Genomic DNA, 15,790 nt, shown 5'->3' on the forward strand with positions numbered 1-15,790 from the left:
TCAAGATGTTAGCGGCGGCAGGTACTGTTCAAAGGTCACATTGACGGCAAAGGCGCGGGCCGCGGCCTCCTCCGCCGGGGAGGTGACGGTCCAGCACAGCACCGGCACCCCTTCGTTGCGCAGCGCCTGCACCCGCGGCCGGGCCAGATCGCCGGCCTCATGGCTGATAAAGCTCGATCCGGTGCGTTCAAAATCCGGGATCGCGCGCAGGTCATCGCAGACCGCCCGGGACAGTTCCGGCCAGTCCGCCGGATCATAGGCGCTGGTGGTCAGGCCGCGCGGACGCTCCGGCGCCAGGCGGGCCAGTTCGGCGACCATATGCGGGTTGAACGACATCAGCGCCACCGGCCCGCTATAGCCGTCCAGCGCCTTGGCCGCGGCCCGCTCCAACGCGCCATCGGTGATGCCCATTCCGCCGTGCTGGTCTTTCAGCTCGATCAGCAGCGGCACCCGGCCGCCCACCAGCTCCAGAATTTCATCCAGATCCGGGATGCCCTCGCCATCGCCGCCCTTCAGCGGGATGGCGCGCAGCTCCGCACGGGTGCGCGCCCGGACCGGGCCGCTGGCCTCGGCCAGCCGGTCCAGGACGTAGTCGTGAAAGACCATGGCGCAGCCGTCGCTGGACAGTTGCAGGTCGATCTCGATGCCATAGCCCGCGGCCACCGCCGCGCGGACTGCCGCGCGGCTGTTTTCCGGCCGCCCGTCCGCGACATCATGCAGCGCCCGGTGGGCCAGCGGCACGCTCAGGAAGGCTGCAGGCAGGTCAGGTCTCATTTGATCTGGAAGACGCCGTCGATTTCGACTGCAACGCCCAGCGGCAGCGACGGTGCGCTGACGGCGGAGCGCGCGTGGCGGCCAATCTCGCCCAGCGCTTCGACCAGGAAATCGGAGGCGCCGTTCACCACCTGCGGCTGCTGGGTGAAGTCCGCGGTCGAACTGACAAAGGCCCCCAGCTTGACGACGCGGACCAGCCGGTCCAGATCGCCGCCGCAAGCCGCCTTCAGCTGTGCCAGCAGCGCAATGGCGCAGCGCCTGGCCGCGGCCTGGCCGGCCTCCACATCCATGTCTTTGCCCAGGATGCCGGTAATCAGCCCGTTTTCATCGGACGGGATCTGGCCAGAGATATAGACCATATCGCCCGCGACCACATACGGCACATAGTTGGCGGCCGGAGCCGGCGCATCCGGCAGGGTCACCCCCAGCTCTTTCAGTTTCGCTTCGATGCTCATGGCCGTGTTCCTCCGAGTCTTTGCTTGCCGGGACGCTACCCGGCGCGGCGGCTTTCGGAAAGAGCAAATGCGAAGCCCCCGCGCCGCTTTCCGCCCTTCGGGGGCAGCAGGCGGAGGGCGCCGGCTTCATGCAATGAAACCGGCCCGTTTCCGGCCGCTGTCAGCTTTCGCGGAAGGCTTTCACGAAATAATCGGACAGCGGCTTGACCAGATAGGCCAAGGGCGAGCGGTCGGCGGTGCGGATGTAGCTTTCCACCGGCATCCCCGGAATCAGTACCGTGCCGGCCGGCAGGCGTTCGCGCTCGCCCGGATTGAGCTCGATCTCGGCGCGGTAGTACGACACCCCGCTGCCCTGATCCTCAAACGAATCCGCCGAAACCTGGGTGACATGGCCGAACAGCTCCGGCGTGCTGCGCTGGTCCAGCGCGGAGAAGCGCAGGGTCACTTCCTGGCCCATATGCAGCTGGTCGATGTCGGTCGGCGCCACCTGCGCCGCAATCACCAGCGGCCGGTCCTGCGGCACCAGGTAAAGCACCGGATCCGCCGGGCGGATCACCGAACGCGGCGTCTGCACCTGCATCCCGTAGACGATCCCGGACACCGGCGCAGTGATATCCAGCCGCTCCAGCCGCTGCCGCAGCGAGCGGCGTTTTTCGGCCAGCTCCACCTCCTGCGTGCGCAGGTCGCGCAGGCGGGTAATCGCCTCCTCGCGCTGGCCGGTGGCCAGTTTCAAAATCTCGATGTCGATCTCGGTGATCCGCCCCTCAGCCTGCGCCTCCGCCGCCACCAGCTCGCCCAGCTGGCCTTCGAGGTTGGCCTGGGTGCGGCGCAGGTTCAGCACCGTCGCCGCCTGCGCCAGCCCGCGGTCGAGCAGCGACTGCTGGTTGCTCAGTTCCTCGTTGATCAGCTCCAGCTGAACTTTCATCGACTGCTGCTGCGCCTGGACGCCGCGGATCTGCTCTTCGATCTGCACCCGGCGCTTCTCCAGCTGCTCGATCTCGCGGCCGGTGGTGGCCCTGCGGGCCTGGAACAGGCGCTCCTGTCCCTCCACCAGATCCTGAACGTCCGGCTGGGTTTCAGACGCTTTCAGCAGCTCCGCGTCAAAGGTGATGTCCGCCGCCTCGTCCCGCTCTGCCTCCAGCCGGCCGCGGCGCGCCATCAGCTCAAACAGCTGGCCTTCGGTGATCACCAGCTGCGAGGTCAGTTCATTGGCGTCGAGCCGGATCAGCGTGTCGCCCTCCTGCACGGTGTCGCCTTCATCCACCAGGATTTCCGCGACGATGCCGCCATCCAGATGCTGCACCACCTGACGGTTGCGGTCGACCTCGATGCGGCCCGTTGCCACCACCGCGCCGGAAATCGACGACAGCACCGACCAGGAGCCAAAGCCGCCCACCAGCACCACGAGCGTGATCAGCCCGATAATCAGCGGCCGCCGCGCGGACCAGTTGCCATCGCTGCTCATCGCACGCCTCCTGCACCGGTGGCCTGGCGGATGTTCTGATGGTTCGCAACCATTTCCTGCAGCACCTTGTCCTTGGGCCCGAAGGCCGTCTGGGTTCCCTTGTCGATCACCAGCAGCATGTCGCACTCCTGAATCGCCGCCGGGCGGTGCGCCATGATCAGCACCGAGCGCCCCTCCGCCTTGATCTGCTTGATCGCCTGGTTCAGCGCGATGGAGCCTTCGTTGTCGAGGTTCGAGTTCGGCTCATCCAGGATCACGATCACCGGATCGTCAAACAGCGCCCGCGCCAGCCCGACCCGCTGCATCTGGCCGCCCGACAGCCGCCCGCCGGAGGCCGTCACCCGCGTGTCATAGCCTTCGGGCAGCTTCAGGATCATTTCATGCGCAGCCGCCTTGCGGGCGGCCTCCACCACCTTTTCGGCATCGGGCTGCTGCTCCAGACGGGCGATGTTCTGCGCGATAGTGCCGTCAAACACCTGCACCCGCTGCGGCAGATACCCGATGTGCCCGCCCAGCACGTCCGGCGCGTATTGATCCAGCGAGGCGCCATCCAGCCGCACCGATCCGGCCGCAGGCCGCCACACACCGGTCAGCGACCGCGCCAGGGTGGACTTGCCGGAGCCGGAGGGGCCGATCACCCCGATTGCCTGGCCCGGCTGCACCCGGAAGTTCACATTGCGCAGCAGCGGCGCGGTGCTGCCCGGCGGCACCACCGCCAGCCCCTGCACCTCCAAAAGCGCCTTGGGCTTGGGCAGCGCGGTGCGCGCGGCCTCCTCGGGCACCTTGTCCAGCAGCTCCGCCAGGCTGTGCCAGCCCTTCAGCGCCCGCTGCACCATCGGCCACTGCCCCAGGCCCAGTTCGATGGGCGCCAGCGCCCGGCCCATCAGGATCGAGCCCGCAATCATCGCACCCGGCGTCACCTCGCCCTGCAGCACCAGATAGGCGCCCAGGCCCAGCATCGCCGACTGCAGGAACAGCCGCAGCGTCTTGGTCAGCGTGGTGAAGCCGCCGCCGGTGTCATTGGCCGTGACGCTGTCGGCCAGCGCCGCATCACGGGCCTGCTTCCAGCGCTCGAAGGAGGCGCCGCGCATGCCCATCGACTGGATCATCTCCGCCTCGTTGCGGATCTCCTCGGACATCAGATTGGCCTTGTGGCCGGTCATGTTGGCCTTTTGCATCGGCAGCCGGGTGAACAGCTGGTTGAAGACAGCAATAACCACCAGCACCGCCCCGCCAGCCAGCGCCAGCAGGCCGAGCCAGGGATGGAACAGGGCAATGCCCGCCAGGAACACCGGCGTCCAGGGCAGGTCGAAGGCGGCGGTCAGCACCGGCGAGGAAATCAGCCGCTGCACCGACTCCAGATCGCTGAGGCCGGTTTGCGCGGCCGGGTCCTGCGCCACGGCGGAGCGGCGGATCATCGCGTCGAACACCCGCTTGTCCAGCGCCGCCTGGAACCGCGCCCCCACCCGTGCCATGATCCGGCCGCGGGCGTAATCCAAGAGCCCCATCATGCCGTAAAGGAACACCACCAGCAACGACAGCGCCAGCAGCGTCGCCTCGGAGCGGCTGCCCAGCACCCGGTCATAGACCTGCATCATGTAAAGGGGGCCGGTCAGCATCAGCAGGTTCACGAAGAAACTGAAGATCCCGGTGAACCAGTACAGGCCCCGGCTCTGCTGCCGCACGGCGCGCAGTTCCTCATAACCATTCTTATAAACGCTTTTACTCATGGGCAGACTGCACTAGTGGTTCCTTGGCTTCGGGTCAGGGCTGGAATGCATCATGGCCTGGGTTGTATCACTTGTGACACAAGCAGGTAAAAAAATGCAATCAGACTGGAAAACGGCGGGAGAACCCTTATGTGCCCTCCACACGCGCCGGCGCCAGTTTCAATTGGACACTTAACCGAATGGCCTACATGTTGCGACCGCATAAATTTCTATTTGCGCTGATTTTTGCCGCCTTTGCCGCGGGCTGCGCCAGCCAGGATCCGGTCGCGCGGGCCGCCGGCGAAGTGTTCGACCCTTACGAGAAAACCAACCGCACCGTGCACGCCTTCAACCGCGGCGTGGACCGTCTGGCGTTCCGGCCTGCGTCCAAGGGCTATGTGGCGATCGTGCCCGCGCCGATGGTGACCAGCTTCTCCCACTTTGCCGAGAACCTGTCGATGCCGGGGCAAATGATCAACGCGCTGCTGCAGGGCGACCTGAAGATGGCCGGCAATGCGTTTTCGCGCTTCGTGATCAACTCGACGGTGGGTTTTGCGGGTCTGGCCGACCCGGCCAGCGAATTTAACGTGCCGCCGGTCGATACCGATTTCGGCGAGACGCTGCATGTTTGGGGCGTTGGCGAAGGCGCCTATGTCGAGCTGCCGTTCTTTGGCCCCTCCACCTCCCGCGATGCAGCAGGGATCGCAGTGGATTTCTTCACCAACCCGCTGGGTTATGTCGAGCAGAATACTGCCGACAACATCAGCATCTATGCGGAAATCGTGCGACGCATGGGTGATCGTGGCAACTATTCCGATACGATCGATTCGATTCTCTACGAGAGCGCCGACAGCTATGCGCAATCGCGGCTGATCTACCTGCAGAACCGCCGGTTCGAGCTGGGCGAAGGCGAAGAGATCACCGAAATCGACCCGTTCGAACTGAACACCGAAGGATTCTGAAGATGGACCGCCGCAAATTTATCATTGGTGCCGGCGCCGTGCTGGCCACCGCGCCGCAAGCCCTGTGGGCGCTGAACGAAAGCCGCGCCAGCTCGCTGATCAACAGCCTGGTGACCGACATCAACCGGGTGATCGCCTCCGGCAAGGGCGAGAGCGCGATGTACCGCGACTTTGAGCGGATCTTCCAGCGCTACAGCGACACCTCCTATATCGCCGCCTACGCTCTGGGCGCGGACGGGCGCCGGGCGTCCGCCGCCCAGAAACGGGCGTTCTCCCAGGCCTTCCAGGGCTACATCTCGCGCAAATACGGCAAGCGCTTCCGCGAATTCATCGGCGGCAAGCTGGAAGTGACCGGCGTCAAGAAGGTGAAGAAATGGTATGAGGTGAGCACCATTGCCTACCTCAAGGGCCAGTCGCCGTTTGAGGTGACGTTCCTGGTGTCGGACCGCTCCGGCCGCGACCTGTTCTTCAACATGTTCATCGAAGGCGTAAACCTGCTCCTGACCGAACGCACCGAGATCGGCTCGATCCTGGACAGCAAGCGGGGCGACATCGACGCGCTGATTGCCGAGCTGCACCGGCTGAGCTAAGGCCGCGCAGTATCCGGTATCCGGATTTAAGAAAGGCTCCCTTCGGGGGGCCTTTTTCTTTGGCCCGCGCGCGGTGGTGCCGGTCCGTGTCCGGCTGCGCCTTCAGCGCGGCCCTCCCGCCCGCCGCGGCAGCATCAAAGATGCCTTGCACCCGTTGGGCCGGGCGCCCTGCCCCGCGGGCAGGGCGTGCGCCGCGCCCCCGGGGCGCGGCGCCGGGCCCGACTGGCGATGGCCCCCGCAAGGGGGCCTGAGCCAGGCGGGAGCGCCCGCGTCAGTTGCCCAGAATGTCACGCAGGATATTGTCGACCGCGCGGCCCAGTTCCTTGCCAAGATTCGGCCCCTGGCGGCGGCGGCGCTCGCGCCGGACCTGTTGCGGCGGCGGGGCGATCGGGGCGGGTTCCAGCATCGGCAGCGGCTTGGGCTCCAGCCCCTCATGCACGCGCACCATGGTTTCCCTCCAGATCTCGGCCGGCAGGCCGCCGCCGGTCACGCCGGACAGCGGCGTGTTGTCGTCATAGCCCATCCAGACACCAGCCACGTAATCCGCGGTAAAGCCGATAAACCAGGCGTCCTTGGCGGCGGAGGTGGTGCCGGACTTGCCCGCCGCCTGCCAGCCCGGGATCTGCGCCCGCGTGCCGGTGCCGCCGGCAATCACCTTCTCCATCATCCAGACCAGCTGCTGCGCCGCCTCGGTGCGGATCACCCGCTCGCCGATGCCGCCGCTGGCGCCCATCAAGGGCGCGTTGTCCTCGACCAGCTTCAGCTCGGTCACGCCGTAGGGCGTCACCGAGGAGCCGCCGTTGAGGATGCCGGCATAGGCTCCGGTCATCTCCAGCAGGCTGGCTTCGGAGGCGCCGAGCGCCAGCGCGGGCCCAGCCGCCAGGTCGCTGTCGATACCGAAATCCCGGGCCACCCGGCTCACCTTGTCCCGCCCCACCGCCTCGGAAATCTTGACCGCCGGAACGTTCAGCGAATCCCGCAGCGCGCGGGCCAGCGTCACCTCGCCATAGAACTTGCGGGTATAGTTTTCCGGGCACCACTGGCCGGAGCCGGGAATGCTCATGCAGTATTTTGCGTCCAGCACCCGGTCATAAGGGGAGTAACCCAGCTCAAGTGCTGTGGCATAGACAAAGGGCTTGAAGGCTGAGCCGGTCTGCCGCTTGGCCTGGGTCGCGCGGTTGAACACGCCGGAGACCCGGGTCTTGCGGCCGCCCACCATGGCGCGCACGGCGCCGTCGGCGCTCATCACCACAATCGCCGCCTGCGCCTTGGAGCCTTCGCGGACCTTGTTCTCAAAGATGTATTTCAGCGCGTCCTCTGCCGCCGCCTGCAGACGCTGGTCCAGGGTAGAGCGGATCACCACGTCCTCGGTGGTCTGATCGCCCAGGAAATCCGGGATAGTGTCCATGACCCAGTCGGCAAAATACCCGCCAGCCCGTGCCGCAGCGGCCTCGCTCAGCGCTGCCGGGTTGTCCTGGTTGCGCTTCATCTCCGCCGTGGTCAGATACCCCTGCTCCTGCATCAGCCGCAGCACGGTCGCGGCCCGGTCCTGCGAGCGCTGCAGGCTGTTGGTCGGCGCCAGCGTCGAGGGCGCCGTCAGCAGCCCGGCCAGCATCGCGCCCTCAGCCGGGTTCAGCTGATTGGCGGATTTTCCGAAATAGCGCTGCGCCGCGGCCTCAGCCCCATAGGCGCCGCCGCCCATATAGGCGCGGTTCATGTAGATCGAGAGGATCTCATCCTTGGTGTACTTGGCCTCCAGCGCCAGCGCAAAGACCGCCTCGGTCGCCTTGCGCCACAGCGAGCTTTTGCGGCAGTCGGCCTCATAGGCGCTTTCGCTTTTCCACTCCGCCGGATCGTACTGGCGGCCCAGGCACAAAAGCTTGGCGGTCTGCTGGGTGATGGTAGAGCCGCCATGGCCGGACAGCGGCCCGCGTCCCTCGCTCAGGTTGATGCGCACGGCGCTGGCAACGCCCCGGGGCGAGATGCCGAAATGGCGGTAAAACCGCTTGTCCTCGGTCGCGACAATCGCATTCTTCAGATGCGGCGAGACAGTGTCCGCCGTCACCACGCCGCCGAACTGGTCGCCGCGCCAGGCAAACACCTCGCCCTCGCGGTCCAGCAGCGTGACCGAGCCGCGCGCGCGCCCGTCCAGATAGGCGGACACATCCGGCAGCTTCAGGTACTGAAAGGCCACCGCCAGGCCGACCAGCAGGCAGACCACCATACCGATGCGCCAGGTGAACCCCCAGGCCAGCCGGAACGCCCAGGCAAAGGGCGCCAGCAGCAGACCGATGACGCCCTTCTTCTTGGGCGCGGGCCTGGCGCGCGTCTTCTTGCGGAAGAACAGGCCAAACAGCCCGGACTTCTTTGCCTTGCGCGCGGGTGTCTTGCGCGCAGACGTCTTTGCGGCAGAGGGCTTCCCCTTGCCGCCTGCGGTATAACGTTTTTCTGCCACCAGAGGCTTGCGCCCGGATCCTTGAGCCATCGTCGTTTCCTGCCCGGTTTGCCCGTTTGCCGCGACAATACTCTGCCTGACGCGGTTTGTAGAGGGGCAGAATCCGGACCTTTCCCGCTTTGCCAGATGGCCGGTTTTTAAGCGAAGCGGGCAAAAGGCGCAAAATTATTGTGCGCTCGCAGAAAGACGCGCGGAAACTTGCTGGCCGTTTCTTTGCACGACTCGCATCGCCGGTTTTGCTGCAAGTGCGAAATGCATCGGCATGGGGCCGGCGTGAAGCAAATGCAGGGGATGCTGAGATGAAACTGATCATAGCTGCCATCAAGCCCTTCAAGCTGGACGAGGTCCGCGAAGCGCTGACCTCGCTGGGTGTGAGCGGGCTGATGGTCACCGAAATCAAGGGCTTTGGCGCGCAGGCCGGGCACACGGAAATTTATCGCGGCGCGGAATACGAAGTGAATTTCGTGCCGAAGCTGAAGCTGGAGCTGGTGGTGCCCGCGGATCAGGCCGAGCAGGCCGTCAGCGCCATCGCCGAGACCGCCCGCACCGGCAAGATCGGTGACGGCAAGATTTTTGTTCTGGATGTGGAACAGGCGGTGCGGGTGCGCACCGGCGAAACCAACCTCGAGGCGCTGTAGGCGCGCCCGGCACGGAGGAAAGACATATGAAGCAACTGAAACTCCCCTTGGCAGCCTTGGCGCTGACCGCGCTGCCGGGCCTGGCGATGGCCCAGGACGGCCCCGCCCCGGGCGTGAACCCCGCAACCGATACCGTTTTCATCCTGAACTCGCTCCTGTTCCTGATCGGCGGCTGCCTGGTGTTTTGGATGGCCGCAGGCTTTGCCATGCTGGAAGCGGGGCTGGTGCGCTCCAAGAACGTCACGATGCAGCTGACCAAGAACATGGCGCTGTTTTCGCTGGCCGCCGTCTTCTACTGGCTGATCGGCTATAACCTAATGTATCCGCTGGGCAATTGGGCGGTTGACGGCGTCCTGTCCGGTGTCTTCGGCCCCGGCGTGCTTGAAGCCGTGGGGATCACCGCAGAAGGGGCGGATGATTATTCCTACGCGTCCACCGGCTCGGATTTCTTCTTTCAGCTGATGTTCTGCGCCGCCACCGCCTCGATCGTGTCGGGCACCCTGGCCGAGCGCATCAAGCTGTGGCCGTTCCTGATCTTCACCATCGTGCTGACCTCGGTGATCTACCCGTTCCAGGCCAGCTGGAAGTGGGGCGGCGGCTTCCTGGAGCAGATGGGCTTCCTGGACTTTGCTGGCTCCACCGTGGTGCATTCGGTGGGCGGCTGGGCCGCGCTGACCGGCGCGCTGATCCTTGGTCCGCGCATCGGCAAGTACAAGGACGGCAAGACCATCCCGATGCCCGGCTCCAACCTGGCGCTGGCGACGCTCGGCTGCTTTATCCTGTGGATGGGATGGTTCGGCTTCAACGGCGGCTCGCAGCTGGCCATGGGGTCGATCGGTGACGTCGCCGATATCTCGCGCATCTTTGCCAACACCAACGCCGCAGCGGCTGGCGGTGCGGTGGCGGCGCTGGTGCTGACACAGGTGCTGTTCAAGAAGCCGGATCTGACGATGATCCTGAACGGCGCGCTGGCGGGCCTGGTCGCAATCACCGCCGAGCCGCTGACCCCGGGTCTGGGCCTTGCCACCCTGATCGGTGCCATCGGCGGCGTGATCGTGGTGTTTGCGGTGCCGATGCTGGACAAGCTGCGGATCGACGACGTGGTTGGCGCCATCCCGGTGCATCTGATCTGCGGCATCTGGGGCACCGTCGCCGTGGTGCTCTCGAACCCCGACGCCACGCTGCTGAAGCAGCTGACAGGCATTGCCGTGGTGGGCGTGTTCACCGTCGCAGCCTCCGCCGTGGTCTGGATCATCCTGCGCGCCACCATGGGCATCAGGGTCGAGGAAGAGGACGAGGTCAACGGCCTCGACATGGCAGAGCTGGGCATGGAGGCCTATCCGGAGTTCTCCCCGAGCTGACTTTTCAGCCCTTGAATCAAAAGCGCGGCGCCTGCTTCAGGCGCCGCGTTTCTGTTTGGAAGGAGACACCTATTTAGCAGCCCAAGCCCAAGACAGATCATCCGCCAAGGATTGGCAGCACGTTTCCGGTGTATAAGGGCGGACTTAGAAGCCAGCGGCCGGTTTCTTGCCACGGAATCGCTCCGCATTATATCTTTGGCCCAGAGGCGCGATGACCTTGGTTTACAAGTTAGCTACAGCCGTTCCTTCGACTGCCCGAAGGCACGGCAGTTTTTTGAGGAACGGATCATCCGGCCTTGCTGCGGGCTGCTGACAGGCAATTCCGAAGAGGGCAGATCCCGCGGCGGGTCAAGGAGGCTCGGATATGAAACCCAATTTTATTATTGCCGGCGCTCCAAAGTCCGCGACTTCCTGGCTGGTGAATGCACTCAAGCGCCACCCCGATACCTACCTGCCCCGGAGCGAGCTGCACTTTTTCAATATCAAGGAAAACTACGCTCGCGGCTTTGACTGGTACTGCGGGAAATTCGATCCTGGGAAAGGGCGGCGTGCGATTGGCGAAAAAACTCCCAACTACATGTGGATTACACCGGCCCCCCACAAAAGCCGCTTTGGCACCCATCTTCCGGATATCCACAAGGCCATTCATCGCCTGCTACCGGACGTCAAGCTGATCTTTGTGCTGCGCGACCCGGTAGACCGCTTGGTTTCGGCTTTCAACCATTACCGCAGAAGCGGGCAGTTTTCACCGTATTGGGACTTGGAAGATGTTGTCTTTGGCCGCAAGGCGCATCTGGGTGACAAGTACGGCCTGATCGACATGGGGCTATATGCGAAACACCTCGAGGCCTATTACCAGCTGTTTGACCGCAGCCGCTTGAAAGTGATCATTACCGAAACCGACATCAAAGGCGCTGCGGATAAGACTTTAATGGAAATCTGCCGGTTTCTGGATATTGATCCCGGACATCCCGAGATGAACCCTGGGAAGGAAGTTAATTCCTTTGCCCCCATCCGGGTCTCGCAGGCCTATCTGAACTACCTCAACCCGTTTCCGAATGTGAAATCGCTCAAGCGGGGCGCGCGGTTCGCCTCAAAGATCCTGAGGGGGCCACCGCTGAAAAAATACGTTCCGGACGAGAATGTCTTGAAGCAAATCGCCGGAATCTATGCCAAGCCCAACCAAAAACTATTCACCTTGATTGGCCGGCAGGATGTGGACTGGAAGTATTCCGCCCCGCCGGAGAGTGCAGCCAGCACGCGGGCTGCGCCACAAGGCGCAACCCGTGGTTAGCGACCTGAGGCTTAAACGCCGGCGTCGACAATCGCCTTGGCCAGCACCGGCACGGTCTGCGCGTTGAGGCCTGCAATGTTCAGGCGGCTGTCGCCCACCATGTAGATGCCGTTGTCCACCCGCATCTTCTCGACCAGCTCCGGCGTGGTGCCCAACAGCGAGAACATGCCGCGGTGCTGGGCGATGAAGCTGAACCGGTCGGACCCGGTCAGCCGCTGCAGCTCGTTCGCCAGTTGCTGGCGCAGGCCCAGCATGCCCAGGCGCACCTCTTCCAGCTCTGCTGCCCAGTCGGCGCGCAGGGCGTCGTCGTTCAGGATCATGGTCACCAGACGCGCGCCGTGGTCCGGCGGGAAGGAGTAGTTCTGCCGGTTCAGGAACGCCAGCGTGCCCTGGTTCAGCGCCTGCGCGGATGCGTCGTTGGAGACAGCCATCAACAGGCCAGTGCGCTCGCGGTAGATACCGAAGTTCTTGGAGCAGCTCGCCGCAATCAGCACCTCGGGGCAGCTGGAGGCAACCAGGCGCACGCCCACCGCGTCTTCTTCCAGACCGTCGCCAAAACCTTGATAGGCGATGTCGATCATCGGGATCAGGCCGCGCGCATTCAAGAGCGCGATGACCTCTTTCCACTGCGCCTCGTTCAGGTTGGCGCCGGTCGGGTTGTGGCAGCAGCCGTGCAGCAGCACCACGTCGCCCTTCTCAGCGCCCTTCAGGTCTTCCATCATGCCGTCGAAGTTCACGCCGCGGGTGTCGCGGTCGAAGTAGCGGTAGACCACGGTTTCGATGCCGACGTAGTTCAGGATCGACACATGGTTCGGCCAGGTCGGATCCGAGACAAAGACACGTGCCTTGGGGTTGGCCATCTTGATCAGCTCGAACGCCTGGCGCACCGCACCGGTACCGCCTGGGGTTGCCGCGGCCGCGATGTTTTCGCGCGCCACCGCATCGCCCAGGATCAGCTTGATCATCGCGTCCGAGTAGGCCGGATCGCCCGCCAGGCCGACATAGGACTTGGTGGTCTGCTCTTCCCACAGCTTATGCTCGGCCGCCTTGATGGCGCGCATCACCGGGGTGACGCCCTCGGCGTTCTTGTAGACGCCGACACCCAGGTCGATCTTGTCCGCGCGCGGGTCGTCGCGATACATCTGCATCAGCATCAGGATCTTGTCGGCGGGCTGGGGTTTCAAGGTTTCGAACATTGCTCAGTTCTCTCCGGTAGCAACGGGAAGGGTCGGGAAGGCACCCCATTCCACCCAGGACCCGTCATAAAGCGCATGATCGGTCTTTCCGATGCGCTCCAGGGCGAGGCTGAGGATGGCGGCGGTAACGCCCGATCCGCAGGAAGTAATTGCAGGTTTGCTCAGATCGACGCCGGCAGCTTCAAAGGCGGCGCGCAGCCCATCGGCATCCTTCATGGTGCCGTCTTCATTCAGCACTTGGCCAAAGGGCACATTCTTGGAACCCGGAATGTGGCCTGCGCGCAGCCCCTCGCGCGGCTCCGGCGCGTCGCCGCGGAAGCGTTCAGCGGAGCGGGCGTCGATGATCTCATGGTCGCCCAGCTTGGCCGCGGCAGAGACCTGGGTCACGTCGCGCACCATGTGGTTCTGCACCCGCACGGTCATATGGCGGTCGCGGATCACCGGCGGCAGGTCCTCGACCGGATGGCCCTCGGCCTGCCATTTCGGGAAACCGCCGTCCAGCACTGCAACATTGGCCTGGCCCATCAGCCGGAACAGCCACCAGACGCGGGCGGCGGAAAACAGGCCGGCGCCGTCATAAATCACCACCTGGTGGCCGTCGCCCACGCCCATGGCGCGCAGCTTGGACATGAACTTCTCCACCGGCGGCACCATATGCGGCAGGTCGGAGCGGTTGTCGGAAATCTCGTCAATGTCGAAGAACCGCGCGCCGGGGATATGGGCAGCCTCATACTCCGCCCGGGCGTCGCGGCCCTGCTGCGGCAGATACCAGGACGCGTCCAGCACCCGCAAATCCGGGTCTTTCAGATGGGCGGCAAGCCAGTCCGTGGAAACCAGCGTCTTCGGATCGTCCTGCATCAAAGCGTCTCCCTGTCTGCACACAGCGCCATGGGTACATCCGGCAGCACAGCGGTGCAAGCTATCCCCGCTCTCTACCTGCGGTTACAAAATTCTTGCGGGCCTTTAACGCGCCGGCAATAAACAGGGACCACTGTTTGAGCTTGTTATTGCAGAGGCGTATTGCCATGCCCGGTTTTCGACGCATTCTTTCAGCCCTCCTTGTTTTCCTTTCCCTGGCCAGCCCCCAGGCGCTGCGTGCAAGCTGCGTAGAGATGGGAAAAACTTGTATTAATGACAATGACTTGAAGGCACAGATCAGGATCGGGCGCCATACGCCGGACTTGCAGGGGCTGGAACGGTTCACGCATCTGAGGGAGCTGACAGTGATGGCCGACCTGCGGTTTGACGCGCCGGTCGACCTGTCGCCGCTGGCGGCACTGCCCGGGCTGGAGCGGCTGGCGCTGGTCAGCATCACCGCGCCGGACCTCGCACCGCTCACCCGGCTGCCGGGGCTTAAGCGGCTGAGCCTTGATTCTGTGCACGCGCCGGATTTCACCCCGCTGGCCAGCATGACCGGGCTGGAACACCTGTCGGTCTGGGGAATCAAAGAGGTCACCGACCTGTCCTTTGCGCGCGGCCTGACGCGGCTGCAAAGCCTGAACATCGCCGATTCCGGCGTCACCGACCTGAGCCCGCTGCAGGGCTTGCAAGACCTGGAGGTCTTTCTGGCCTTCAACACGCAGGTTTCCGACCTGAGCCCGCTGGCGGCCGCGAATCTGCGGGTGGCCTGGATCTCCAACTGCCCGGTCGAAAGCGTGGCCGCGCTGGCCGCCTCGGACCGGCTGGAGATGCTGCGGGCCGATGGCACCCGGCTGCAAAGCCTGGAAGGGCTGCAAAACAAGCCGGCGCTGCAAACCTTGATCCTGTCGGACACGCCGGTCGCGGAGCTGGCGCCGATCGCGGATGCGGCCAGCCTGAATGAACTGGCGCTGGACGGCACCCAAGTCAGCGACATCGCCCCGCTGGCGGATCTGAGCGCACTGCGCAAGCTGACCCTGAAAGGCACCGCAGTCGCCAGCCTGGAACCGCTGGCGGGCAAGAACCTGCGCGAGCTTTCGCTGACCAACACCGCGGTCGCGGAGCTGGACGGGGTCCAGGGCATGGACGACCTGTGGGAGCTCAGCATATCCGGGACCGGCATCCGCGACCTGACGCCGCTGACCGGCTTGAGGAAGCTGGCGATTCTGCGGGTGATCGGCCTGCCCGCTGCGGCGCTGCCGCCGCTGCTGGAGATCGACAGCCTGCGGATCGTCTTTGCCGGCCCCTCGCTGGCGTCGCGCAAGCGCCTGCTGGGCCGGGAGAAGATCACGGAATACATCACCAGCCATCAGTAATCCGGCAGGTCCTGCCTGCCGCGTCCCAAAGCCTCAGGCCACCACCCGCAAGCGCGGCGCTTCCGGCCGGGCCGCCGCCTGCCCGGCAGAAAACCGCTGCGCAAATGCCAGGCCCGCCCGGATCACATGCGGGTCCATTTTTCCGCCGGTGACCTCAGCAACGGCTTCACGCGCGCCCGGCGTCTGGTCCCGGCGCATGTGGTGCAGCATCTGCAACAGCGCCGCCTCATCCGGCGTTAGGGTCCCGCGCAGCTCGATGTCAAAAGGATCGATGAAAGTAAACCGCCCGTCCCGGCAGTCCAGCACCGCCCGCAGCAGTTTCATCAGCGCCTGCGCCGCCGGCAGGCCGATGGCCTCGCCCCAGCGCTCCGCCGCCACCATATAGGCCCGCTGCCACGCCTGGCTCTCCGGTGTCTCATGGCTCAGCAGAAATTGCCGCAGGACCGCCAGCAGCCCGGTCTCGAAGGCGTCAAACCCATGCGCCGCCAGCGCGGCCTCATGCGAAGGTTCTTTCATTCGCTTTCCCCTGGTGAAGTTTGGGCAGCAGGCGGGCTGCCGTCTCCGACCGGGCGTGACTCAATAGCGAATCTGCTGGGCAGGGTTTATCTGACTCATTTAGTCAGATACTGCAATAGCCAGCAGCCACGGATCAGCGCC

At 64.7% G+C, this 15,790-nt stretch carries 14 protein-coding genes; 6 read left to right on the plus strand and 8 right to left on the minus strand.

The features are described 5' to 3' along the window. The 4 genes from B2P87_RS09835 to B2P87_RS09850 form a co-directional block, all read right to left on the minus strand. The gene (locus tag B2P87_RS09835; protein WP_141891300.1) at positions 1–774 is read right to left on the minus strand and encodes a glycerophosphodiester phosphodiesterase family protein; all 774 of its coding nucleotides are present in this window, start codon (positions 772–774) and stop codon (positions 1–3) included. Then, on the minus strand, positions 771–1,229 hold the full coding sequence (locus B2P87_RS09840) for a RidA family protein (RefSeq protein ID WP_141891301.1): 459 nt from the start codon (positions 1,227–1,229) through the stop codon (positions 771–773). Before B2P87_RS09840 ends, B2P87_RS09835 begins: the two co-directional genes overlap by 4 nt. A 160-nt stretch (positions 1,230–1,389) precedes the next feature. Continuing rightward, complete coding sequence (locus B2P87_RS09845; protein WP_141891302.1) at positions 1,390–2,694, minus strand: HlyD family type I secretion periplasmic adaptor subunit; 1,305 nt, start codon at positions 2,692–2,694, stop codon at positions 1,390–1,392. Further along, positions 2,691–4,424 (minus strand): type I secretion system permease/ATPase, encoded by a 1,734-nt coding sequence (locus B2P87_RS09850; RefSeq protein WP_058284911.1) that lies wholly within the window; start codon positions 4,422–4,424, stop codon positions 2,691–2,693. Before B2P87_RS09850 ends, B2P87_RS09845 begins: the two co-directional genes overlap by 4 nt. Positions 4,425–4,603: 179 nt before the next feature. Between B2P87_RS09850 and B2P87_RS09855 the strand changes: the two genes are divergently transcribed. Continuing rightward, a complete protein-coding gene (locus tag B2P87_RS09855) occupies positions 4,604–5,365 on the plus strand; it encodes an MlaA family lipoprotein (RefSeq protein WP_141891303.1) in 762 nt (253 codons plus the stop codon). A gap of 2 nt (positions 5,366–5,367) precedes the next feature. Beyond that, entirely contained in the window at positions 5,368–5,955 is a 588-nt protein-coding gene (locus B2P87_RS09860; RefSeq protein ID WP_141891304.1) for an MlaC/ttg2D family ABC transporter substrate-binding protein, read from the plus strand. 271 nt (positions 5,956–6,226) lie between these two features. Here B2P87_RS09860 and B2P87_RS09865 read toward each other — a convergent pair whose 3' ends face one another. Continuing rightward, positions 6,227–8,440: a transglycosylase domain-containing protein gene (locus B2P87_RS09865; RefSeq protein ID WP_141891305.1), complete on the minus strand. Its 2,214-nt coding sequence runs from the start codon at positions 8,438–8,440 to the stop codon at positions 6,227–6,229. 269 nt (positions 8,441–8,709) lie between these two features. Here B2P87_RS09865 and B2P87_RS09870 point away from each other — a divergent pair, with 269 nt between their 5' ends. The 3 genes from B2P87_RS09870 to B2P87_RS09880 all read left to right on the plus strand — a co-directional run bounded on the left by B2P87_RS09870 (position 8,710) and on the right by B2P87_RS09880 (position 11,703). Further along, positions 8,710–9,048: a P-II family nitrogen regulator gene (locus tag B2P87_RS09870; protein WP_058284907.1), complete on the plus strand. Its 339-nt coding sequence runs from the start codon at positions 8,710–8,712 to the stop codon at positions 9,046–9,048. Between the two features lie 26 nt (positions 9,049–9,074). Further along, the gene (locus B2P87_RS09875) at positions 9,075–10,409 is read left to right on the plus strand and encodes an ammonium transporter (RefSeq protein ID WP_141891306.1); all 1,335 of its coding nucleotides are present in this window, start codon (positions 9,075–9,077) and stop codon (positions 10,407–10,409) included. 364 nt (positions 10,410–10,773) lie between these two features. Beyond that, positions 10,774–11,703, plus strand: coding sequence for a sulfotransferase domain-containing protein (locus B2P87_RS09880; RefSeq protein ID WP_141891307.1), 930 nt, complete (start codon positions 10,774–10,776; stop codon positions 11,701–11,703). Positions 11,704–11,714: 11 nt separating this feature from the next. Here the strand turns inward: B2P87_RS09880 and B2P87_RS09885 are convergent, their stop codons facing one another. After that, positions 11,715–12,899, minus strand: a complete 1,185-nt coding sequence (locus tag B2P87_RS09885) for an aromatic amino acid transaminase (protein WP_141891308.1) — start codon at positions 12,897–12,899, stop codon at positions 11,715–11,717. A 3-nt stretch (positions 12,900–12,902) separates the two neighbouring features. Beyond that, positions 12,903–13,757 carry a 3-mercaptopyruvate sulfurtransferase gene (sseA, locus tag B2P87_RS09890; RefSeq protein ID WP_141891309.1) on the minus strand — a complete coding sequence of 285 codons (855 nt, stop codon included), beginning with the start codon at positions 13,755–13,757 and terminating at the stop codon, positions 12,903–12,905. A 284-nt stretch (positions 13,758–14,041) separates the two neighbouring features. Here sseA and B2P87_RS09895 point away from each other — a divergent pair, with 284 nt between their 5' ends. Continuing rightward, on the plus strand, positions 14,042–15,133 hold the full coding sequence (locus B2P87_RS09895; protein WP_244940735.1) for a leucine-rich repeat domain-containing protein: 1,092 nt from the start codon (positions 14,042–14,044) through the stop codon (positions 15,131–15,133). 33 nt (positions 15,134–15,166) lie between these two features. On the opposite strand, the gene B2P87_RS09900 is transcribed toward B2P87_RS09895, so the two are convergent. Further along, positions 15,167–15,649: a hypothetical protein gene (locus B2P87_RS09900; RefSeq protein WP_141891310.1), complete on the minus strand. Its 483-nt coding sequence runs from the start codon at positions 15,647–15,649 to the stop codon at positions 15,167–15,169. Between the last annotated feature and the right edge of the window lie 141 nt (positions 15,650–15,790).

It is taken from the genome of Leisingera sp. UBA4491 (genome assembly GCF_002388965.1).
In the GTDB taxonomy this organism is placed as follows: domain Bacteria; phylum Pseudomonadota; class Alphaproteobacteria; order Rhodobacterales; family Rhodobacteraceae; genus Leisingera; species Leisingera aquaemixtae.